The sequence below is a fragment of the Pseudoalteromonas sp. MB41 genome, from assembly GCF_020966275.1.
Classification (GTDB): domain Bacteria; phylum Pseudomonadota; class Gammaproteobacteria; order Enterobacterales; family Alteromonadaceae; genus Pseudoalteromonas; species Pseudoalteromonas lipolytica.
Genome location: NZ_JAJJZF010000011.1, coordinates 35,169 through 55,179, shown reverse-complemented (window position 1 = coordinate 55,179; position 20,011 = coordinate 35,169). Strand labels below are relative to the sequence as shown.

The 20,011-nt window shown below is 41.4% G+C and carries 17 protein-coding genes; 11 read left to right on the top strand and 6 right to left on the bottom strand.

Annotated elements, in window-relative coordinates:
- Window positions 1–2: 2 nt before the first annotated feature.
- From LPA49_RS12185 to LPA49_RS12150, 8 genes are all read left to right on the top strand, one after another.
- Complete coding sequence (locus LPA49_RS12185) at window positions 3–1,160, top strand: beta-ketoacyl-ACP synthase (protein ID WP_230236598.1); 1,158 nt, start codon at window positions 3–5, stop codon at window positions 1,158–1,160.
- Window positions 1,153–1,608, top strand: a complete 456-nt coding sequence (locus LPA49_RS12180; protein ID WP_230236596.1) for a 3-hydroxylacyl-ACP dehydratase — start codon at window positions 1,153–1,155, stop codon at window positions 1,606–1,608. The genes LPA49_RS12185 and LPA49_RS12180 overlap by 8 nt, the downstream gene beginning before the upstream one ends.
- Window positions 1,605–2,330, top strand: coding sequence for a 3-oxoacyl-ACP reductase FabG (gene fabG / locus LPA49_RS12175; protein ID WP_230236594.1), 726 nt, complete (start codon window positions 1,605–1,607; stop codon window positions 2,328–2,330). Before LPA49_RS12180 ends, fabG begins: the two co-directional genes overlap by 4 nt.
- Complete coding sequence (locus LPA49_RS12170; protein ID WP_118844844.1) at window positions 2,330–3,556, top strand: beta-ketoacyl-ACP synthase; 1,227 nt, start codon at window positions 2,330–2,332, stop codon at window positions 3,554–3,556. The genes fabG and LPA49_RS12170 overlap by 1 nt, the downstream gene beginning before the upstream one ends.
- Window positions 3,553–4,359, top strand: a complete 807-nt coding sequence (locus tag LPA49_RS12165) for a MipA/OmpV family protein (protein WP_227006860.1) — start codon at window positions 3,553–3,555, stop codon at window positions 4,357–4,359. The genes LPA49_RS12170 and LPA49_RS12165 overlap by 4 nt, the downstream gene beginning before the upstream one ends.
- 138 nt (window positions 4,360–4,497) lie before the next feature.
- On the top strand, window positions 4,498–5,799 hold the full coding sequence (locus LPA49_RS12160; RefSeq protein ID WP_036972099.1) for a DEAD/DEAH box helicase: 1,302 nt from the start codon (window positions 4,498–4,500) through the stop codon (window positions 5,797–5,799).
- A 196-nt stretch (window positions 5,800–5,995) separates the two neighbouring features.
- Window positions 5,996–8,248 carry a carbohydrate binding family 9 domain-containing protein gene (locus LPA49_RS12155; protein ID WP_143474472.1) on the top strand — a complete coding sequence of 751 codons (2,253 nt, stop codon included), beginning with the start codon at window positions 5,996–5,998 and terminating at the stop codon, window positions 8,246–8,248.
- Between the two features lie 24 nt (window positions 8,249–8,272).
- Window positions 8,273–8,779, top strand: a complete 507-nt coding sequence (locus LPA49_RS12150; RefSeq protein ID WP_036972093.1) for an Sbal_3080 family lipoprotein — start codon at window positions 8,273–8,275, stop codon at window positions 8,777–8,779.
- A 14-nt stretch (window positions 8,780–8,793) separates the two neighbouring features.
- On the opposite strand, the gene LPA49_RS12145 is transcribed toward LPA49_RS12150, so the two are convergent.
- The 5 genes from LPA49_RS12145 to LPA49_RS12125 all read right to left on the bottom strand — a co-directional run bounded on the left by LPA49_RS12145 (window position 8,794) and on the right by LPA49_RS12125 (window position 12,868).
- Entirely contained in the window at window positions 8,794–9,312 is a 519-nt protein-coding gene (locus LPA49_RS12145; RefSeq protein WP_075593237.1) for a protein tyrosine phosphatase family protein, read from the bottom strand.
- A 235-nt stretch (window positions 9,313–9,547) separates the two neighbouring features.
- A complete protein-coding gene (locus LPA49_RS12140; protein WP_081759750.1) occupies window positions 9,548–10,513 on the bottom strand; it encodes a Solitary outer membrane autotransporter beta-barrel domain in 966 nt (321 codons plus the stop codon).
- A 113-nt stretch (window positions 10,514–10,626) separates the two neighbouring features.
- A complete protein-coding gene (locus LPA49_RS12135) occupies window positions 10,627–12,222 on the bottom strand; it encodes an AbgT family transporter (protein ID WP_230236592.1) in 1,596 nt (531 codons plus the stop codon).
- An 81-nt stretch (window positions 12,223–12,303) separates the two neighbouring features.
- Window positions 12,304–12,600 carry a hypothetical protein gene (locus LPA49_RS12130; RefSeq protein ID WP_051501861.1) on the bottom strand — a complete coding sequence of 99 codons (297 nt, stop codon included), beginning with the start codon at window positions 12,598–12,600 and terminating at the stop codon, window positions 12,304–12,306.
- A gap of 7 nt (window positions 12,601–12,607) precedes the next feature.
- Window positions 12,608–12,868 carry a DUF3081 domain-containing protein gene (locus LPA49_RS12125; protein WP_036972083.1) on the bottom strand — a complete coding sequence of 87 codons (261 nt, stop codon included), beginning with the start codon at window positions 12,866–12,868 and terminating at the stop codon, window positions 12,608–12,610.
- Window positions 12,869–13,061: 193 nt separating this feature from the next.
- On the opposite strand from LPA49_RS12125, the gene LPA49_RS12120 reads away from it, so the two are divergent.
- The 3 genes from LPA49_RS12120 (at window position 13,062) to LPA49_RS12110 (ending at window position 18,538) form a co-directional block, all read left to right on the top strand.
- Complete coding sequence (locus tag LPA49_RS12120; protein WP_065979298.1) at window positions 13,062–13,922, top strand: redoxin domain-containing protein; 861 nt, start codon at window positions 13,062–13,064, stop codon at window positions 13,920–13,922.
- A gap of 78 nt (window positions 13,923–14,000) precedes the next feature.
- The gene (locus LPA49_RS12115; protein ID WP_036972081.1) at window positions 14,001–15,281 is read left to right on the top strand and encodes a flavohemoglobin expression-modulating QEGLA motif protein; all 1,281 of its coding nucleotides are present in this window, start codon (window positions 14,001–14,003) and stop codon (window positions 15,279–15,281) included.
- A gap of 275 nt (window positions 15,282–15,556) precedes the next feature.
- Entirely contained in the window at window positions 15,557–18,538 is a 2,982-nt protein-coding gene (locus tag LPA49_RS12110) for a TonB-dependent receptor (protein ID WP_036972078.1), read from the top strand.
- Between the two features lie 139 nt (window positions 18,539–18,677).
- On the opposite strand, the gene LPA49_RS12105 is transcribed toward LPA49_RS12110, so the two are convergent.
- Entirely contained in the window at window positions 18,678–19,901 is a 1,224-nt protein-coding gene (locus LPA49_RS12105) for a type III PLP-dependent enzyme (RefSeq protein WP_199524412.1), read from the bottom strand.
- Window positions 19,902–20,011 lie beyond the last annotated feature (110 nt).

Genomic DNA, 20,011 nt, shown 5'->3' with positions numbered 1-20,011 from the left:
TTATGCCATTTTGGCTCAATGATTTAGGAATTGTGAGTGCATTAGGGGTTGGGCAAAAGCACACCATGGCGCGCATCAGTCAAGCGCCAACTCAAACACTTACAAACGTGTCTTCACTTGTTTTTGAACAGCGCCCAACATTTGTGGGGTTAGTGGATGTGTTACCGTTAACAGAATCAATGCGATTCTATAAGCTTATTGACTTAGCCTTGGCAGAACTGACCGACACGCTAGCAAAAGTAACATGTTCACGCGATCGTATTGCAGTGGTTATGGGCACTAGCACGGCTGCTATTCAAGAGGGGGAGAGGGCACGTAAAGTACACGCTAAAGAAGGAAAATGGCCGGCTCAGTTTAATTATTACGACCAAGCTCTCATCGCACCCGCGGCTTACATTGCAAAGACACTTGATGCAACGGGTCCCTGTTACAGCATTTCGACAGCATGCAGCTCAAGTGCCAAGGCAATGATCAGTGCACGTGCCTTGCTCAGTGCAGACTTAGCTGATGTGGTTATTTGTGGTGGAGTTGATAGCTTGTGCCAGCTGACAGTGAACGGTTTTGATTCACTCTCTTCAATTAGCGATGAAATTTGTAAGCCATTTAGTAAGGATAGAAAAGGCATTAATATTGGTGAAGCAGTAGCCGTGTTTGTGATGAGTAAAGAGCAACTCAATGATCACGCAGTGGCATTTTTAGGAGGGGGGGAAAGCTCCGATGCTCACCATATTTCAGCGCCAATTAGTGATGGTTCGGGTGCAATAAGTGCAATGCAAAAAGCACTTAATGATGCCAATCTACTCGCAACAGATATTGACTATATCAATGCTCATGGAACTGCAACAGTGCAAAATGATGCCATGGAGTCACTTGCAATCAGTAAGGTGTTTGGCAACAATACGCCCGTTAGCTCATCAAAACATTTAACGGGTCACACTTTAGGTGCTGCAGGTGCACTAGAAGCAGGCCTATGTTGGTTATATTTAGCTTACCCTGAGTTTACGCGCTTGGTGTTTAATAACGCAGAAGTAGATGAATCCCTGAGTGACATTAACCTAATAACTCAGCCCAGAGACGCATCTGTTAGCTATTGTTTATCGAATTCTTTTGCCTTCGGGGGCAATAATGTCAGTGTAATATTAGGACATCTGCATGAATAACTATAAAATTGAGCACGTCGTCCCTCATAGTGACCCAATGATTTTGCTCAATCGCCTTAACGGTTACACCGATGAATCTGGCTGCTGTGAAGTAGATATCAGCCCTGACAGCCCTTTTTACGATGAGAGTTTGCGCGGCGTTGCCAGCTATATTGGCTGTGAATATATGGCACAAGCCATTGCTGCGTATGCGGGGGCGTTGGCAAAAGACAGAGGCGATGCTGTCCAAATTGGCTTTTTAATCGGGACGCGTAAGTATAAAACGTATGCGCCTGTATTTAATAACGGCAGTACGTTAAAAGTATCCGTTGCAAGGTTATATCAAGAAGAATCCGGGTTGAGTGTGTTTGAGTGTCAAATTCATGATGCTGAAACATTATTAGCAGAAGCAAAAATAAATGTGTTTCAGCCTCAGGACCCCATGCAGTTTATAAGAGAAAATCAATGACAAAACGAATTTTAGTCACAGGTTCGAGCCGTGGAATAGGTAAAGCAATCGCATTACGATTAGCAAAAGATGGCTTTGATATTGCGGTTCATTGTCGAAGTGGTGTGACTGAGGCTGAGCAAACTTGTAAAGAAATCAGGGAGCGTGGTTGTCATGCAAGCTTGTTACAGTTTGATGTGTGTGATCGGGCGTTGGCAAAACAACAAATTGAAGCAGATATTGCAGCACATGGGGCATATTACGGCGTGATCTGTAATGCGGGTATTACTAACGATATGGCCTTTCCTGCGATGCAAGGTGATGATTGGGATAAAGTTATTCGCACTGGTCTTGATGGATTCTACAATGTGGTTCATCCCACGGTAATGCCAATGGTTCAAACCCGTAAAGGGGGCCGCATTGTTACTATGGCATCAGTGTCTGGTATTGCGGGTAACCGTGGTCAAGTAAACTACAGTGCCGCAAAAGCGGGGATCATTGGTGCAACCAAAGCATTGTCGCTAGAACTTGCAAAACGCAAAATTACGGTGAACTGTGTTGCCCCTGGACTTATTGAAACAGCAATGACCGATGATTTACCCGTCGATGACATGCTAAAAATGATCCCATTAAAACGTATGGGCTCAGTAAACGAAGTTGCAGGAACCGTTTCATTCCTATGCTCTGAAGATGCGGCTTACATTACGCGTCAGGTTATCTCGGTCAATGGCGGAATGCTGTAATGAAACGTGTTGTTGTTACAGGTATGTCGGCTATTACTGCGCTGGGCGATACTTGGGGGGAATTTAAAGCCGCTTTGCAAAAAGGTGAAAACGCCGTTCAGTACATGACCGACTGGGATAGCGCACCAGAGCTTAACACTCGCTTAGCTGCGCCGGTTACTCATTTTACAAAACCCAGCCATTACAAGCGTAAACAAGTGCGTTCAATGGGGCGAGTTGCCTTAATGTCGACCTGTGCGACCGAGCATGCTTTACAAGATGCGGGACTGTTAGAGCACCCAAGTTTAACCGATGGCTCTACAGGGATTGCGTTTGGCTCATCAACAGGCTCAACGCCGCCGTTGCTTGCCTTTGCCAAAATGATGGAAACGGGCGAAATGACAGGGGTGACAGCAACCAGCTATATTCAAATGATGGCACATACGGCCCCCGTCAATGTGGGCGTGTTTTTCAAAATAAAGGGCAGAGTAATCACGACAAGCTCCGCATGTACCTCAGGCTCACAGGGAATCGGTTACGCGTATGAGGCCATTAAGTTTGGGCGTCAAAAAGTGATGGTTGCGGGTGGTGCCGAAGAGTTATGTATTACCGAAGCGGCGGTTTTCGATACGTTATATGCAACCAGCACAAAAAATGATGCAGCAAAACAGACGCCACGTCCGTTTGATCAACATCGAGATGGTCTTGTTATTGGTGAAGGGGCTGGTACGTTAATTTTAGAAGAGTATGAACATGCCGTCGCTCGTGGAGCGACAATTTTTGCAGAGCTGGTAGGTTTTGGCTGTAATTCAGATGGTCAACATGTGACCCAACCTACAGCTGAAACCATGCAAGTTGCTATTGAATTGGCACTGGCAGATGCCCAGTTAAGTGCCGATGATATTGGCTATGTTAACGCTCATGGCACCTCGACTGATAGAGGTGACATTGCTGAATCTCATGCGACCTTTAATGCCTTAGGTAAAAAGCCAATTAGTTCATTAAAAAGTTACTTAGGACATACACTCGGTGCCTGTGGTGCAATTGAAGCATGGGCAAGTATTAATATGATGAATGATAGCTGGTTTGCACCGACTATTAATTTGACCCACGTTGATGCTGAATGTGCTGACCTTGATTACATAACTGGACAAGGCCGCGAAATGCGTACGGACTATATTATGTCTAACAATTTTGCATTTGGTGGTATTAATACATCGTTAATTTTTAAGAAGTGGCAAGCATGATCTGGCGCTGCGTTGTTGTTATTTTAGTTCTGGTTAGCGTTAAGGCGTACAGCGCAGCAAAAATGGAGTTGGGGGCTGGGGTATTTTATGCTGATATTCCCCATTATTTAGGGTCAGATGAGAGCGAAAAATATTTACTTCCAGTGCCTTATTTCCGCTATCAAAGTGAGAAAATGGCCATTGACCGTAATAACTTCACCGGTTACCTGTGGCAACATGAAAACCTGCATTTAGATTTATCGGCGGGTGTTGGTTTAGCCGTTGATAGTAAAGATAACAAAGCACGCGAGGGCATGGACGACCTTGATTGGGTGTTTGAATTAGGACCATCCTTAAATTATTACGTTATCGGTGAACCAAATAGCAAAGAGCACATGTATTTTAGTCTCTTTGTACGTAAAGCCATTGCGACTGATTTTGGTGATGTAGATGATATAGGTTGGCGTTATGGTCCCAGTATTTATTACACCATACCGCTTTTAGAGCAAGCACACTCACAGTTTTCAGTCGCATTTCGTGGTAATGTAAATTTTGCGACAGAGCGTTATTTGAACTATTACTACGCGGTTAACGAAATAGAAAGTAATGCAACACGGCAAATATACGCAAGCCGTTCAGGTTTTTCAGGCGCTGATGTGTCAATTGGGCTCCATTTCGATACACCTAACTACTGGCTAGGTGGCTTTGTTAAATATCATCATCTTGCTAATAGTCAGCAACATGCAAGCCCGCTCGTTAAGCAAGACTATAATGTGTCTATTGGCTTTGGTGTTGCGTGGAAATTCTACCGTAAGCATTTTTAATGAGTGTGGCACATATTAAACGACGATTCCCCTCACTTGTTTTATTAAAAGGCACTTTAGTGAAGTAATAACTAACTAAAGTCATTTTTTTTCTGTATAATTTGCGACCCTTGATATGATGGCCGCAGGTTATACAGCATGAACTTTAAATCGTTTAGTTTTTCTTCTGAGCTCTTACAGGCATTAGAAGAACTTAATTTCCATACGCTTACTCCCGTTCAACGCAGTGCAATTCCTGCGGTACGAAAAGGGAAAGATGTACTTGCTAGCGCACAAACAGGCACCGGCAAAACCGCTGCGTTTGCGCTGCCACTTATTCAAAAATTATCTGAATCAACCTTAAGCGATAACAATGCGCCGAGCGCACTTGTGCTTGCTCCGACGCGTGAACTTGCTGAGCAAATCGCCAATAACGTTAAAGCGTTTGCTAAATACACGGCGCTAAAAACAGTGTGTTTATTTGGCGGTGTTAATTTAGCCGGACAAGCAAACGATCTTAAAGCGGGTGTTGATATCGTTGTGGCGACACCTGGTCGTTTATTAGATCATCTTCGTTTGGGTAATATTAGCTTAGCAAATGTAAAGCACTTGGTTCTTGATGAAGCAGACCGTATGCTCGATATGGGTTTTATAACTGATATGCAAACGGTTATAAACGGCTGTGATGAAACACGTCAAATTTTACTCTTTTCAGCAACGTACCCCGCGGCGATAAAACAGTTTGCAAGCAAAGTTCTTAAACAACCTGAAATTATTCGTGTCGATCAAACAAACAGTACCGCAGAAACCGTACAGCACGTTGTTTATCCTGTTGAAGAGCGCCGTAAACAAGAGCTTCTTTCAGAACTGATCGGTAAGAAAAATTGGCAGCAAGTGTTAGTGTTCGTCAACATGAAAGAAACAGCCGATGAGCTCGTTAAAGAATTGAACCTTGATGGTATTCCTGCGGCTGTGTGCCATGGTGATAAAACCCAAGGTAATCGACGTCGTGCACTACGTGAATTTAAAGAAGGTAAAGTACGTGTGCTTGTTGCAACTGAAGTCGCAGCTCGTGGTATTGATATTGAAGGCCTTCCACGAGTGATCAATATTGATTTACCTTGGCTTGCTGAAGACTATGTACACCGTATTGGTCGTACAGGTCGTGCTGGTAAACCGGGACAGGCAATCTCATTTGTAAGTCGCGAAGAAGAGAATACGTTATTCGATATTGAAAAGTTAATTGGTCAACGTATTAACCGTATAGTGCTGCCGGGTTATGAAGTAAGTAATCGTGAAGTCCTGATCGACAAAATTGGTAAAAAGCCATCTCATTTACGTCGTAGCCGAAGCAATAAGCCATCAGGGCAGGCAACCGGCGAAGCCAGAGCCAAGAACCGCTCGCGTATTGCTAAAGTGAGAAAATCACTTAAAGGCAATAAACTTAGCTTAAAAAAATAGCGTTTATTGGTCGTAATTAGCCCCATCGCCTTTCGGCCATGGGGCTTTTTTGAACCTAAAACTAGTCCAAAAGGAGTGTTTTTGTTAATTTTTATGGTTAAAAGAGTGGTTTGTTATTAACAAGTGTACCTTGTTGAATTACAATTGCTTTTTTAATCAATGAAGTCGTGTAATTTGTGCGCACGTGTCTAAATGGATGTTTATGCTGTACTTAAAAAAAATAATAACCCGTGTTGTAAAATCCTGCCTAATTTTCAGTTGCGTCAGTATTTCTTCGCTAGCAACGGCTAGCGACAAAGTGGAGTTTGCTTTAGCGCATATTAAAGAATCAATCAGTGTTGATGGCGTTATGGATGAAGCTCATTGGCAACAAGCAACAAAAGTACCGCTAAAATATCAGAATGAGCCTAATGAAAAGGGCACGCCACCGGTACACACCGATGCCTACCTGTATGAAGATGGCCAATACTTGTACGTTGGCTTTATTGCTAAAGACCCAGACCCGTCACAAATACGTGCAGCACTTCGTGACAGAGATACACTGTGGCAAGACGATAATGTTGCCCTGATGATCGATACCTTTAACGACGAACGAACGGGTTATGAGTTTTACGTAAACCCACTAGGTGCGCAAGGCGATATGCGCATGACCGATATCGATGATTGGGTGGAAGACCCATCATGGGATGCAATCTGGGATAGTGCGGGTCAAATTACCGATGAGGGTTATGTGGTTGAGATGCGCATTCCCTTTACGGCACTGCGTTTTCCAAAAGGTAAAGAACAACTGACTTGGAGCTTGGCTGTTTGGCGTAATTATCCGCGTGATGTGTTTTATCAAATGTCTAACGTAGGCTTTGACCGTGATGTAAAGTGCAGTTTTTGTCAGTTTGATAAACTAACGGGGTTTGCTGACATGACACAAAGTATGAATATTCAGCTTACCCCGACTTTAACTGCGCTTCGTAATGATACAAAAAATACGCTGCCAGGTGATTGGCAAAATGGAGATGTTGATACAGAAGCGGGCCTTGATTTACGCTGGGGCGTTACACAAGATGCAGTGATTAATGCAACGATTAACCCTGACTTTTCGCAAGTTGAAGCGGACTCTCTTGAACTTGATGTTAACACCACTTACTCGATTTATTATGCTGAAAAACGCCCATTCTTTTTAGATGGAGCATCCTATTTTAAAACCAGTCAGTTCGAGTTGTTATATACACGCACAATAGCCGAGCCTGACGTAGGCGTTAAGTTAACAGGCAAGACCGGTAACCACAGCTATGGGTTTATATATGCAGATGATGACAACACCAGTGTGTTATTACCAACCAACCAAGGCTCATATTTTGCAAATCTAGGCGATAAAACTCATGCCGCTGTGGGGCGCTATCAATTTGATATTGGTCAAAAAGGCACTATTGGGGTTATGAGTACACACCGGGAAAATGATGATTATCATAACTCGGTATTATCACTCGATGGCAGTTATTGGTTTAACCAAACAGACAGCTTGCAATACCAAGTTGCAACAACCGATACAAAAAACTCTGATTTTTTAGTTGATGTTTATGGCTTAGAAGAAACGCAATCAGATCAGGCCTATAAAGTAGAGTTTAGTCGTACCAAACGTGATTATGAACTGTATGCAAGCTATGAAAACATTGGTGAGGAGTATCGCTCTGACTTAGGTTATCAAGCAAAAGTTGACTATAAACAAGCTCAACTCGGAGGCGGTCAAACCTGGTATCGTGATGCCGATGATATTGTCACTGAGTACAGCTATAATGCTGAGTGGGATAAAACCTGGGCACAAAATGGTGACCTACTCGAAGAAGAATACGATGGCTTCTTTACCTTTAAAGGTAAAATGCAGTCACAGACTGAAATCGGCTTTATTCACCGCAATGAATTTTACGCAGGGCAGTTCTTTAATCAAAACATCGCTTATATTTATGGCGGTTTTAGGCCCATCCGCGATATCCGCTTTTTACTGTATGCTCAGTATGGCAGCAAAATAGACTACAGCAATGCGCAACTTGGCACGATGGTGCGTGTCGAGCCTGAAATGACTTGGGATATTAATGACCACTGGCAAGTTCAATTAGAGCATAGTTATAGCTACCTTGATAACGAGCAAAATGAACGCGTTTATACTGCAAACCTCACTGATTTACGTGTGTATTATAAATTTAATATGCGCTCAATGCTCAAGCTGGTATTGCAATTTAAAGACATAGATCGTGATAGAGATGCCTATTTTTCTAACGTGAGTGAAATTAACCGTGATTTCGCCAGCCAATTAGTGTATTCATACAAAATAAATTCACAAACCCTGTTCTATTTAGGTTATTCGGATAAAGGCTATCAGGATGACTCTTTAAAAGAGCTAGAACGTGATCAACGAACATTTTTCACAAAACTAAGCTATGCATGGCAGCTTTAGTTATAATTATAAGTAAGGAAAACAATGAAGTTATTAAAGTTATCAGTCGTTACTGCGGTAGCAACAGTGCTTGCTGGGTGTGCAGCAAAACAAGACGTCTCACATTTTGAAGCCGAAGTACCAAAAACAGTGTGTATTGCAGAGCATCAAGCTGTTAAAGAGGGGGTCGTAACGGCGCTAGAATCAGGGTTTGCCAAACATAACGTGAAAACTCGTGTTATCCCAGCAAATTATGTTTTAAAACATCAAGCGTACCAAACGGATATTACATCGGCTAACACGGATGGCTGTGATGCAGTTGCTTTTTATGTCGCTAATTGGCATTGGGATCTCGCCCTGTACATGGCGTATGCTAATATTTGGGTGATGGATCCTGAGCAAAAAGAAACGATTGCTCAAGCAAGCTACCGCACTGGTGGTGGGCTAGATAAGTTTATTGATGCTAATGATAAAATTATCGAACTGGTTGATGCGATGTTTCAGCAAGTTGAAAGCAAAAACAAAAATAAATCTGAAAAAACAGCGATCTAATTAAGTTGGTCAGCCTATGGCTGACCAATCTCTTCTTTAACTTTATTTCTTACCACACTTTCAAGGCTTTTCAGGCCCCATTGTTTACCGGTTTCAATTGCTTCATCTATCGGTTTTTTAAGTGTCACAGCATGATAAAGCGCAACCAAAGCACCGACACGATTACTACTAGCACAGTGCAATAAGGTGGTTTCTTGTTGATGTGTTTGCAGTAAGGCTTGAAGTTTTGTGGCATTCTCAAGCGTAATATCTGCTTTCGAACGAACTGGAATATGGTAGTAATTCATACCGAGTCCACTTACTAACTCTTTCTCCGACCAGCTAGTTTCATTATCGCCGCGTAAGTTAATAACTGTTTGCAGCCCCACGTCTTTTAACTTAGCAAAGTCTGTTTGGCTGGGTTGACCCGAGGTATAAACAGACTCTGATTGTGCTTTTAAGTTTAAAATATCAAGTTGTGTTACGTCTGTTTGAGCGGCTATCGTTGAAAACGACAGTAAAGCGAATAACGCTAAGTGTATGAGCTTATTCATAATGTCTCTTTTAATTAGGTTAATGTTTGGTATAAACAGTTCGCACGCACGTATGCTCAGTCTATGATGACTTATTCAGTAAAGGCGTGGTTACTTAGGATGATAAAATGTGTTTTCATCCCTTTTTACACTGCTTTTATGTATTTACTCTAATCTGTCGGATTAAAAATGTACATCTTAGTTTTAAATTTGATTGTTGTGCTTTAAAAGAGAAATAACTATCAAAATTGAGTAACTAAATTTCATTGAAGTAAAGCACAATGGCGGCTCCCTCTAGACTACTCCCACTATGAATATTGATACCAATACCAAAATTATCGAACCATGAGGTCCAGTGACGGCTGTCCCACAAAAAGCCAAGGCCATATTCATAAAAGTGATCAGTGCCAAACGCAGCTTGGCTGTCTCCACCTAAGTCAATGCGTTGCCCTTTAATGTAGAAAGCTTGTTCAAAGGGGCCCACTTTGAACATATTAAATTTAGCTTTTATGCCATTAAGTATCCGTGTTGTTTCAGGCTTTGCACTTTCAATTTCGTTAGGTTGTGATAAAGCCCAGCCGTAATAATAATTAATATTTAACTTATATTCATAATAGCCCCAATGTCGAGGCAATCTATAAACCATAGACAGGCTGGGATTTAACACCAGCGCATTACTGTTTAAATTAGTATAGAGATTGTTGGTTAGCGGTTTTAATACGTCACGGCTTTGCTGAGAGTTATAATCGTAGTCATTGTCGTAATGTAGGTAGTGGCTATTTAAGCCAATAATATAGGACCATTTTGAGCCGAGTGCTTTTTCAGCATTAATGCCAAACGTGGCGCTATAGACAGTTTCAGAAATAGAGTCGGATTGGGCTTCGTCAAAGAGTGAAATGAAATCAGCTTGATTCAAATAACTGACCCGGCCGTTTATATGCCACTTATGTTCATAGTAGGGCTGTTTTGCCTCCCATGAGAAAGGAACACTGTATAAGCGCAACTTTTTGCGAAGGGCAATGCTCTCGCCATCTTTATTGGTAAAGTGAGGGTTAAATATTTTTTGAGGATCAAAATCACCAAACCCCAAGGTAATACTGTCGCCATCAGTAAGTACTAAAGACGTTGATAAAGCAGTTTCAAGCTGTTTGGTTGGGTTTGCTTGCAAACTGAAAGTCATTACACAGCATAGTAAAGCACAGACTTTTATCGGTAACGTCATAAAAAATAAAGGATAGGAACAGGAGTAATAATCATAGAAGTATATACACAGCCTCACAACAATCGAAACAAAAAAGCCAAGTATTCTACTTGGCTTTTAAACGTTAATCGTGATTAAGGTTGGTAATAAATAGGTGATTCAGGTCCCACCGGAAGGCCTAATACAAATACCCAAAGATAAAATAGGGCAACCCAACCGACAAAGAAAATCATGCTATAAGGCAACATAGTGGCGACGAGTGTGCCAATACCCATGTCTTTTTTGTATTTAGTGGCAACCGCCAAAATTAAACCAAAGTAGCTCATCATTGGTGTAATTAAGTTTGTCACAGAGTCACCTATACGGTATGCCGCTTGAATGGTTTCGGGTGCGTAGCCAATTAGCATTAACATAGGTACGAAAATAGGTGCTGTTACTGCCCACTGTGCAGAGGATGAGCCTAAACTCAAGTTAACTAGCGCACACATTAAAATAAAGAGTACGAAAACCTCTGGGCCTGTCAGGTTTAAAGCTTGCAGAAGTGCAGCACCATTGATAGCTAAAATAGTACCTAGATTAGTCCATTTGAAAAAGGCAACAAATTGAGCTGCAAAGAACACCAAGACGATATACATGCCCATAGAGCTCATACTTTTACTCATCGCATCGATGACGTCTTTATCGTTTTTCATCGTGCCGACAATTCGGCCATAGACAAATCCAGGAATACCAAACGTGACAAAAATAAAAACCACGATACCTTTTAAGAAAGGTGAGTGTGCAACTAAGCCTGTTTCAGGGTTACGCAAAATGCCATCGTCAGGAACAATGGTCCATGCAAGTAACAGCGATACAACCAATAATGAGACACCCGCCCACTTTAATCCTGATTTTTCTTTTGCCGTTAAGCCTGCGATATCGTTTTTAGGTAAGTCATTACTTGCTTCTTCTGGGTTGTATTTACCTAAGCGTGGTTCAACAATCTTTTCGGTAACGAAAGTGCCTAAAATAGCGATTAGGAATACCGAAATCATCATGAAATACCAGTTAGCTTCGGCGCCTACTTGATAATTTGGATCAATCATTTGTGCAGCGGGTGTCGTAATACCCGCTAACAGTGGATCAATCGTACCTAGCAATAGATTCGCACTGTAACCACCGGATACCCCTGCAAATGCTGCAGCAAGACCTGCTAATGGATGACGCCCCAAGCTGTGGAAAATCATTGCGGCTAAAGGAATTAATACAACATAACCAAGCTCAGATGCAGTATTTGATAATATTGCCGCAAAGACCACCATAAACGTGACTAAACGTTTTGATGCACCCATGACCATACCGCGCATTGCTGCAGAGAGTAGTCCCGAATGTTCAGCAACACTGACACCTAAAAGAGCAACTAATACAGTGCCCAGCGGGGCGAAACTGGTGAAGTTGGTTACAAGACCTGTCACAATACGTTGCAAGCCTTCAGCGCTAAGTAAGCTGACTACTTCAATCACACCATCAGGATCGCGGCCAGCGGCACCTTCGGGGCGCGGGTCTATGGCACTTAATCCAAACCAATCTGCAACACCGCTAAAAACAATAATTGCTACACAAAACATTGCAAAGAGTGTGATTGGGTGGGGGAGCATATTCCCTAAAAATTCGACAGTCGCTAGGAACCTGTTAAACAATCCATTGTTATCACCATCGTTTGTGGTTGGTGAATCTACTGCTTTTGACATATCCAGTTCTCATAATTACAAAATGGCGTTAACCTAGCATTTTTTGACCTCTGGGTCATGTTTTTAGCGATAAGATATGTTTTAAGTGCGGTTGATTACCCCTTTGTACAGCAAAGGATAACGGCGTAAACGTTTACCGATATAATCATCGGCAAGAATTTGCGCACACACTTCGTCTACACCGTTACTGGCTTCAAAGACCCAATCGAAACGTTCTATTGCTAGCAAGAAACCTCGTTTGAGAAAGCTTTGTTCGCGATAAAAGTCCAAGTTTTTACGAATGATGTCTAACTTACGAGGATCATCCTTCAGTGCGCTAATTACCTCATTTATGTAAGCAACTTGCTGCTTTGATTCAGCTTTTACACGTCGCGACATTGTTAAGTTAGTGCTCCTCGTTAGCAATAAATTGAATTTTCTTTATAAAGTCGTCTTTATTCTTCTCATGTTGGTAATCAAGGTGATAAGTATTATGAAAACCAAAGCGAAGCAAAACACCACTGCCTTTTAAGTAAACGGTGTAGCCATCAATATCAGAGAAAGCGCAAATGCCTTCATAGAGCTTGCCGTCTTCATGGTCTTCACCGTGTTGGATAATTTTTTCGTAAACAGAAAGAATTAATTTACCGTCTAATTCATTTTTCATGATGACTCCTTTTATTCTCAGTACGTTAAATACCTATAAAAAGTTTAGTGCTATTTTGTGTAATGTGAATTTTCATACGCCAGTGTTTTGCGTTAGGTCATTAAAAAACAAAAAAAGTGCCGTGGGTGTCGAAAATTTACAATACCTTAGCGACACCCCACCACTAAACTGTTTTCTATTTGCAGGTGACCGTATGAGCCGTTTAGCTATTACAATTTTATTCACGTTACTTATGAGTATAGGAAGTCCGTTGTCAGCGCAACCTCCACTCACTTTACAAACCCACACAGGCGAAGAGGTTAGTCTTAATAGCCTATTTGGACAAAAACCTGTTTACTTAAAATTCTGGGCCACGTGGTGTAAACCTTGTATGCAGCAAATGCCACATTTTCAACGAAGTTATGAACAGTACGGTGATAAAATTCAGTTTATCGCTATCAATATAGACCTTAATGATAACGCGGATGCCGTTGCGAAAGTTGAAAACCAGTTTTCACTCACAATGCCTATGTACACAGACCATACAGCGAAGGTTGCAAAGCATTATGAGTTTTTAGGTACGCCTTTTCATGTCTTAATTGATAATAACCAAAATGTGATTTTTCAAGGGCATGATGCCGATCAGCCACTCGATAATACGTTACGGTTACTCTCGCACAATGGCCGAGTTGATAAAGTAAGGCTGCTTAATGAAAAGCAAAAGAGTGGCACGCAATTAGTGATCCCCAAAGACGCTAAAAAAGCGGTGTTGTTTACAACAACGTGGTGCGATTGGTATTTAGCTGATACCCGTCCACAAATGGCCAAGCAATGTGTACTTGCTCAAAAGTACATTAATGAACTTGCAGTACAGGGAATTGATGTGGAAGTAAAAGTGAGTCAGCTTTGGACAGACCATAATGCGGTCGCTGAGTATGTTAAAAAATTCACCGCCAATATGCCGGTTTCAATTGACTATGGTAATGATTTATTTATTGAATATGGGATAAATTCGGTGCCAAGTTTATTAATCTTTGAGAATGGAAAGCGTGTTGCAAAACGCGAAAAATTTTAGTCAAAACGCTGCGAATTTGCTTTGTAATTCACTGAATTTAGCCTATGCTCAAAGCTCATTTACTTGTGAGCTTAAAGCATGATTGATAAGGCATTATTAACAAAAACTCGCGAATTATCTGACCGATTAATCGCCCTACAAACTCCGATCAGAATTCTTGATGCGATTAATTGGGATAAACAGATCAAAGAAGAGTTTTTTAAACATAAATGTCAAAAAAACCCGACTGTTGACCAAGCCTATTACCAACAGCGTGACCTTGGTTTTGTGCCAAGTGATTTACGCCGAGCATTTTCAGATCTTAACCGCGATATCATCAGTCAACTCGGTCAGTTAAATCCTATTGCACAGTACATGAGTAAAATGTGCACAGAGTATAAAACCGTACTTAGTATGATTGAATATCGTGGAACCCCCGAGTTTCATGACCTGTCGGTGGAGTTATTTGGTCACCCAAAAGATTTATTCCATGCGGGTGAACCTTCGCTTGCTGAATTGGCTACGATGTTAGAACAACCTCTTAAAAGCATGCTTGATGCAGACATTTTACCCGATGACCCAAAAAATATTGAGGCAGTGGATGCGGTAAAGATTCTGGCTGAGCAAGTGAAGCAGAGTATGCCGGGTATAAATGTAGAAGTTATTTTAAGTGATGGTATTGTCAGTGATGCAGCAGCAGGGGCTGACAATATTAAGCTGAATCAAGATGTGAAATTCTCACAACGAGAACTTGATATTCTTGAAGTGCATGAAGGCTGGATCCACGTCGGCACCACGCAAAATGGTTTAGCTCAACCTTATTTAACCTGTTTAAGTAAGGGCACCCCAAGTTCAACAGTTACCCAAGAAGGCTTAGCTGTTTTGACAGAAATAATTACGCTTAAGTCAACACCAAGGCGGTTAGCTAAATTAGTTAATCGTATTCAAGGTATTACCAAAGTAATTGATGGTGCAGAGTTTGTTGATATTTATCGAGATTATATTGCGCAAGGGCTAAGTAAAGACGACAGCTATACGTTAACGCAACGTGTCTTTAGAGGAAGCACAGCAACGGGTCTGCCATTTACGAAAGACATTGCTTACATTAAAGGTTTTGTGTTGGTGTATAACTTGATCCGTGTTGCAATTCAGTTAGGTCGCATTGATCAATTACATTTATTGTTAGTCGGTAAAATCTCAATTGATGATTTTAGGCTTATCTCACAATTACATGACTTAGGAGTGATTGAAGATCCTAAATTTATTCCTCCACACTTCAAAGATTTAAGAGGTTTAGCTACGTGGCTCAGTTTCGGGCGTTTTATTGGCAACTTGTCATTTGAACAACTTGAGAATGACTATAAACCTTTGTTTATTTAAGAATAAAAAACTCAAAAGTAATGCAATAATTATATAAAGCAAATTCCATCTAAATTTAGTATATATCGTAAATTTTTGTTTACGATATATACTTTTGTTTCTTTTATGTAAACAGCCTGGTTTTTCTTACAGCCCCCGTATAACCTCCTTTTCGCTAATTTACATGATGCTAACGTTATGTTTTTATTTTTGTTACTCATCTTACTGTTGTTGTAAACGATATAGTGATAGAAAAGATATGTTACATTTTGGTAACAATAACGAGAGGTGTCCAAATGGGATTTAATAATTATAAAAAAAGCATAATAGCGTTGACTATTATGGGTGCATTGAGCGCACACAATGTAATGGCTGCAGATAGTGCATCATCGGGCTTTTTAACAGGTGTTGTGGAATCTAGCCAGGGTCAGCAATTGTCAGGGGCTGTAATAGAAATAAAAAATGAAGAAACAGGCCTAACACGTACGCTTGTTACATCAGAAAATGGCTCATACCGTTTTCCTCTATTACCAACGGGTTCTTATACCGTGTCTGTAAAAAAAGACGGTTATGTACTGGCTCAAGAGTCTGGTTTAAGAATCAATATGGGTGTTAAAACAAGTTTACCTGTGACGCTATACGCATCAGGAGAAAAACCTGAAGTGATTGAAGTGATGGGTAATCGAATTAGTTCAATTGATGTTTCATCAAGTGAGTCCGTGACTTTTGTTGACCAAGAATTATTGGCACGCGTACCAGTCGCACGTGATGTAACTTCAGTTGCATTATTAGCGCCAGGAACGACACAAGGTGATGCAGGTTTCGGTAATTTAGCATCATTTGGTGGCGCGTCAGTGGGTGAAAATAGTTACTATGTGAATGGCATGAACGTAACTAACTTCAGAAACGGTTTAGGTGGTGCAGATGTACCATTTGAATTTTACGATACATTTGAAGTTAAAACCGGTGGCTACTCTGCAGAATTTGGTCGCTCTACTGGTGGGGTAGTCAACGCGACAACCAAACGTGGTACAAATGAATTTGTATGGGGTGCGAGCACCTATTTCGAGCCAAGCTCAATGGCAGAAGACATTCCACAAACATACCGTACAGAGGAAGGGGTCGATCTTTACGGCACTGAATATTTTAATGGCGACCAAAGTCAGCGTAAAGTTGGTGAAAATGACTATAACTTATGGGCTGGCGGTTCAATTGTTGAAGATAAGTTATTCTTTTTTGGTTTAGTTAATTACAACGAACGTGTCTCTGACTATGCATCAACTTCTAATAAGTATGAACGTGAGTCAGGCGACTTATTTGTAGCACTTAAACTTGATTACTATATTACAGATGATCACATCTTAGAGTTCACGGGTTGGGATAGTTCAAGTGATCTTGATAGTATTAAATACAATTGGGATCCAGAGGCAAGTCAAATTACTAGCCGTCGAGGTGACTATACTTTAAAACGCGGTGGTAAGACTTATTCATTAAAATACACAGGTATTTTATCTGACACTTTAACGGTCAGTGCGATGGGTGGAATTAACGAAGCGAACTACAGTAATGTAAACGCTGGTTCGAGTCCGTTTGGTGAATACCCTATGGTTTACGAGCGCTTTAGCGGTACTGATTTAGGCGAGTGGGCCTTAAGCTCGCCTAGTTTACAAGAAGATAAACGTACTGCATATCGTCTTGATTTTGACTGGTATGCGACAGATTCTCATACACTACGTTTTGGTCTAGATTATGAAGAGCTTGATTCTACTGAGAATACTCAACGTTCAGGTGGTGTTGCTTATCGTTATCAAGGCTGTGATGATTTAGATGCTGTGAAAGCCGGTGATCCGTCTAGCTGTGGTGTGGTTCGCCAAGAGTTTTATATAAACAACGGTGATTTCACAACGAAAAGCTCTGCATACTATATTACTGATACGTGGACAGTGACCGATAACTTAACCCTATCACTTGGTTTACGTAATGAAACCTTCGAAAACTATAATAAAGAAAATCAAAAATTTGTTGATGTGTCAGATCAATGGGCGCCGCGCTTAGGTGCAAGTTGGGACCCATTCGGTGAAGGCGAGTTTAAAGTATTTGCAAACTACGGTCGTTACTTCTTACCAGTTGCAACAAATACCAACATTCGTCTAGCTGGTGATGAACTGTACACTCGTCAGTTTTTCGAAGTGTTAGGAATTGCAGATGATATTTCGAAGGCGCCTATTCTTGGAGAAGCATTGTCGGCAAAAGATATCCTTGCTGATGGTACGTTAAAAGGCACGGATGAAACAGTTAACGCTGACATTGAGCCAATGTATCAAGATGAGTTTATCTTAGGTTTCCAAACGGTATTAACTGAAGATTGGAGTATGGGTGTAAAAGCAACATACCGTGACTTGAAAAGCTCATTAGAAGATATCGCTATCGATAAAGGCTTTAACGATTATGTTGAGCGAGAGTTTGGTAGTTCATGTACCATGTGTGATGGTTTCCATTATTATGTACTAACAAATCCAGGTGAAGACGTAACAATTACCACTGACCCTGATGGCGATGGTCCACTTGCATACGGAGCCTACACGATTCCAAATTCAGATTTAGGCTATCCTAAAGCTGAGCGTCAGTATGGTGCTGTTGATGTGAACTTCAATAAAGCATGGGCTGATGGCTGGATGTTAGACTTTACCTACACATGGTCACATAGCTGGGGTAATAATGAAGGTTATGTTCGTTCAGATAATGAACAGACCGATGCTGGTTTAACAACTAACTTTGACCAACCAGGCTTAACGGATGGTGCGTCTGGTAACTTACCAAATGACAGACGCCATCAGGTTAAGATGCAGTTTGCTTATGAAATTACAGAAAACCTAACAATGGGTTCTAATTTCTTCTGGCGTACTGGTCGTCCTTATGGAGCATTTGGTCTACACCCAACTGATGCCTTTGCATCTTTATATGGTGCAGAAGCATTCTATAAAGACGGTGAGCTAGTGCCTCGTGGCAGTGCAGGACGCACACCAAACACTTGGAACCTAGATTTAAGTCTGCAATATAACATGAAAATTTCTGAGCATGACTTAACATTTAGAGCGGATGTATTCAATGTATTCAACAATGATGAAATAACGGAATACAATGAAACTGCAGAGTTTATTTCAGCATATGATCCGGATTTTGGTGGTTATCGAGGTGCAGCTAACCCAGATTACTTGTTAGCAACTAACTATCAAAAGCCGCGTTATGTTCGTTTAAGCGCAAGCTTTAAGTTTTAAGACAGCACTCTAAGTCGTTTAATAATTAAAGCCTTTTCATTTGAAAAGGCTTTTTTAATAAAAAAACGCAGCTGGAATGAGCAGCTGCGTTTTGTAGAGTTAAAGCATGTTTGCCTTGCATGCTTTGTCGAGGAACTTGTTAACCTGTTAGTGCATCAACGTGTACAACATCGTTTAACACAATGACTTCTGCACGTTTAAAAAAGTTAAAGTCGGTTGCGGTTGCTAATGTATATGCACCCATCATGCGACTGATGATTAAATCACCGTTGTTTAGTTTTGGTAGCATAATTGACTCGCTTACTACGTCAATACTGTCACATGTTGGGCCTGCCAGTACCGATTCTACGCGCTCGCCTGACTGTTTTAATGAGTCAATCGGGTAACTCGCTTCGTCAAAAAGTAAACCACTGAATGAGCCATAGATACCATCATCTAAGTAATACCATGGTTTGCCTTCGCGTACAGCTTGACCCATGACTGATGCAACACTGGTGACGGCACCGGCAACAATAAAGCGGCCGGGTTCAGCAATTACACGAACGGTGTCTGGTAATTGCGCTAACGCGTCGTTTATTGGCGCACAAAACTCATCAATAGGCAGTACATCTTTGTTATAAGGCACAGGGAAACCGCCACCAATATCAAGCGTGCTTAATGCAGGTAATCCCAGCGCTGTCACTTCATTAATTACGTGGTTACATGCTGAAATTGCTGTAACGTACTTGCTTGGGTTTGCTGTCTGCGAACCAACATGGAACGATAAACCTTTAATACGAATACCCAGTTGCTGTGCGTAGGTAATAATGTCAATCGCCATTGCAGGGCTGCAACCAAACTTTTTCGATAAATCAGCAAATGAGTCTGCATTACGAAAGCTTAAGCGAACAAGAAGTTCAACGTCGTCTTTGTATGCAATGAACTTTTCGAGTTCGTTGATGTTATCAACCACAAACACATTGCAACCGTATTCAAGCGCATCACGAATGTCTGCATCGCGTTTTATTGGGTGAGTGTGAATAGTACGCTCACTGGGCACGCCTTGGTTTGCAACTAAATCAATTTCCCCACTGGTTGCTAAGTCAAAGCTTGCACCTTCTTCAAGTAAAGTTCGTACAACAGCAGCATGCGGGAGTGGTTTCAGTGCAAAGTATAAAGTCACACCCGGCAAAGCACGGCTTAAAGCTCGGTACTGTTGGCGAACAGACTCGCAGTCTAAAACCATTAGCGGGGCACCGTGTTGTGCAACTAATTGCTCAATAAGTTGATTCGACGATTGTGCAAAATGTAATGTTTGGTTTGCAGCAACCGTAGCTGCAGGTACTTTGATTGTTAAGTCTTGTGTAAGTGTTGAAATAGCCATTTTACTCTCCGGCAATTAAGCAACCGCTCGGTAAAAATGGAAGTCCGAGTCAGTTGAGTGTCATTAAAAGCGCACATATTTATACAGGGTGTGCAATCAAATTCACTCTT

What these genes read in the sequence shown, in the direction of transcription:
- LPA49_RS12155 (WP_143474472.1), top strand. Translation starts at nt 5,996, where the DNA reads ATGTTTATGCTGTACTTAAAAAAAATAATAACCCGTGTTGTAAAATCC.
- LPA49_RS12145 (WP_075593237.1), bottom strand. Translation starts at nt 9,312, where the DNA reads ATGAATAAGCTCATACACTTAGCGTTATTCGCTTTACTGTCGTTTTCA.
- LPA49_RS12170 (WP_118844844.1), top strand. Translation starts at nt 2,330, where the DNA reads ATGAAACGTGTTGTTGTTACAGGTATGTCGGCTATTACTGCGCTGGGC.
- LPA49_RS12185 (WP_230236598.1), top strand. Translation starts at nt 3, where the DNA reads ATGCCATTTTGGCTCAATGATTTAGGAATTGTGAGTGCATTAGGGGTT.
- LPA49_RS12160 (WP_036972099.1), top strand. Translation starts at nt 4,498, where the DNA reads ATGAACTTTAAATCGTTTAGTTTTTCTTCTGAGCTCTTACAGGCATTA.
- LPA49_RS12120 (WP_065979298.1), top strand. Translation starts at nt 13,062, where the DNA reads ATGAGCCGTTTAGCTATTACAATTTTATTCACGTTACTTATGAGTATA.
- LPA49_RS12115 (WP_036972081.1), top strand. Translation starts at nt 14,001, where the DNA reads ATGATTGATAAGGCATTATTAACAAAAACTCGCGAATTATCTGACCGA.
- LPA49_RS12130 (WP_051501861.1), bottom strand. Translation starts at nt 12,600, where the DNA reads ATGTCGCGACGTGTAAAAGCTGAATCAAAGCAGCAAGTTGCTTACATA.
- LPA49_RS12140 (WP_081759750.1), bottom strand. Translation starts at nt 10,513, where the DNA reads ATGACGTTACCGATAAAAGTCTGTGCTTTACTATGCTGTGTAATGACT.
- LPA49_RS12180 (WP_230236596.1), top strand. Translation starts at nt 1,153, where the DNA reads ATGAATAACTATAAAATTGAGCACGTCGTCCCTCATAGTGACCCAATG.
- LPA49_RS12125 (WP_036972083.1), bottom strand. Translation starts at nt 12,868, where the DNA reads ATGAAAAATGAATTAGACGGTAAATTAATTCTTTCTGTTTACGAAAAA.
- LPA49_RS12165 (WP_227006860.1), top strand. Translation starts at nt 3,553, where the DNA reads ATGATCTGGCGCTGCGTTGTTGTTATTTTAGTTCTGGTTAGCGTTAAG.
- LPA49_RS12150 (WP_036972093.1), top strand. Translation starts at nt 8,273, where the DNA reads ATGAAGTTATTAAAGTTATCAGTCGTTACTGCGGTAGCAACAGTGCTT.
- fabG (WP_230236594.1), top strand. Translation starts at nt 1,605, where the DNA reads ATGACAAAACGAATTTTAGTCACAGGTTCGAGCCGTGGAATAGGTAAA.
- LPA49_RS12110 (WP_036972078.1), top strand. Translation starts at nt 15,557, where the DNA reads ATGGGATTTAATAATTATAAAAAAAGCATAATAGCGTTGACTATTATG.
- LPA49_RS12105 (WP_199524412.1), bottom strand. Translation starts at nt 19,901, where the DNA reads ATGGCTATTTCAACACTTACACAAGACTTAACAATCAAAGTACCTGCA.
- LPA49_RS12135 (WP_230236592.1), bottom strand. Translation starts at nt 12,222, where the DNA reads ATGTCAAAAGCAGTAGATTCACCAACCACAAACGATGGTGATAACAAT.